Raw genomic sequence first — 1,680 nt, forward strand, 5'->3', positions numbered from 1 at the left:
TTCCGGGCGCGATCACCGACAGCGGATTGATGTCCAGCAACGGCTTGTTGGCGTTGCCTTTGAGCCGGTAGGTGACGCCGATCAGGCCACGGTCGCGGCCATTGCCGAGCAGCGCGCCAACGATGGGCAATTCGCCGAAGATGCGATTGAGGCCATAGACCGGCATGAACGTGCCGGTCATGTCCATGTTGTTGTTCTGGTCGTAGAGCGTCCCCTGGAACGTGGTGCCGATGCGCGGTCCGCGCAGCACGCCATTGGCCAGTTTCAGATAGCCGCTGCCCTTGTCGATCTCGGCGTAGCCGCGTTCGAACTTCACCCGCGACGTGTCCAGCTTGCCCTTGACCGCCTGGTTGAGGCTGCGGTTGTCGCCGGCCGGCGTGGTCGAGACGATGGAGGCGAGCTTCGGTTCGTTGACGACGAAAAAATTGCTGGTGTCGACCTTGCCCTTGAGCGATCCGTCGCTCGGCCCGGCCAGTGCGAGCGTGATCACGCCGCCTTCCATATGTTCGTAGATGTTGAGGAATCTCAGGATGGCGCCGGCGTCCGCGGACTGCATGTTGAGCGTGCGCCGGCCGGCGCCGGTCGTGTTGCTGATCGATATGGCCGCACCTGAACTGGCCGTGGCGCTGACCTTCAGCCCGTTCACCCGCGAGCCGGCCGCGCTGTAGTCGAGCTTCAGATTGGACAATTGCTCGTCGTGGAAACCGGTCAGCCGGTCGACATCGGCGCTGACGGAAATGGCATCGGAACCGGTGGTCTTGGTAGCCGTGTCGACGTCGGAGGTGAACTGCTTGATGAGCGAGCGGGCGTCGAGCGCGTTGCCCGATATGTCGACCGCATAGCCCTTGCCGGACCGCTTCACCGATACGGCAACGTCGTCGCCCCTGTTCAAGGTGACCTTGCTGAACCGCGCCGACGACAAGGCGCCATTGACCAGCACGATGCTGCCGTCGACGGAGAACGTCTTTCCGTCGAGATTGAAATCGGACAGCGTCGTGGTGTCGCCGGACTTGGTCATGACGAAGGTGACGTTGGCGGGCACCCCCGCCCCCTTGCTCCAGCCCGCCCAGGGAATGTCCAGCCTGGCGTTGGTCAGGTCGGCCGAGACGTTCTGGTCGCCGCTGCCGTTCTTGTCGATCGCCACCTTCACAGTTCCGGCAAGCAGCGGCTTCAGGCCGGGCATGGCGGCGGCGCGGATCTTGTCGTCGAGCACCAGGGCCACCTTGCGGCTGCGCGCCGGCCCCTCATCCCTGAGCGGCTCGATCAGATCGAGTTCGGCCGGAATGCCGTTCAGCAACGCCTTGGCGGAGATCACCGCCTTCTCGGGGTCGACCGTGATCGAACCGTCGGCATCCGTCACGACCTGTCCTTCGAAGGGCTTGGCCAGGGACATGCCGGTGTAGTCGAGCGACACCAGCCAATCGAGCTTCGAGGAGTCGACGCCGGACTGCAGCGGAATATCCGCCTTGACGTGACCGGTGACGCTGCCCGACAGGTCCTCCGGCAGAATGCCGACATGGCGCATGGCGTTGATCGGCTCGTAGGATGCGAGTTCGGCAACGGCGGATGCGTCGCCGTCGACATCGATGTCGAGCGCGCCGACGACCGGCGGGCGGTTCGCCGCCTTGACCGTCAGCGTGCCGTTGCTGGCCGCCACGGTGCGGCCGCTGGGCATGTAGA

At 64.7% G+C, this 1,680-nt stretch carries 1 pseudogene; it reads right to left on the bottom strand.

What is annotated here, in order from left to right:
* Window positions 1-1,680: pseudogene (locus EN932_RS35550) on the bottom strand (AsmA-like C-terminal region-containing protein); the annotation flags it as partial.

It is taken from the genome of Mesorhizobium sp. M7A.F.Ca.US.002.01.1.1, assembly GCF_004022955.1.
In the GTDB taxonomy this organism is placed as follows: domain Bacteria; phylum Pseudomonadota; class Alphaproteobacteria; order Rhizobiales; family Rhizobiaceae; genus Mesorhizobium; species Mesorhizobium ciceri.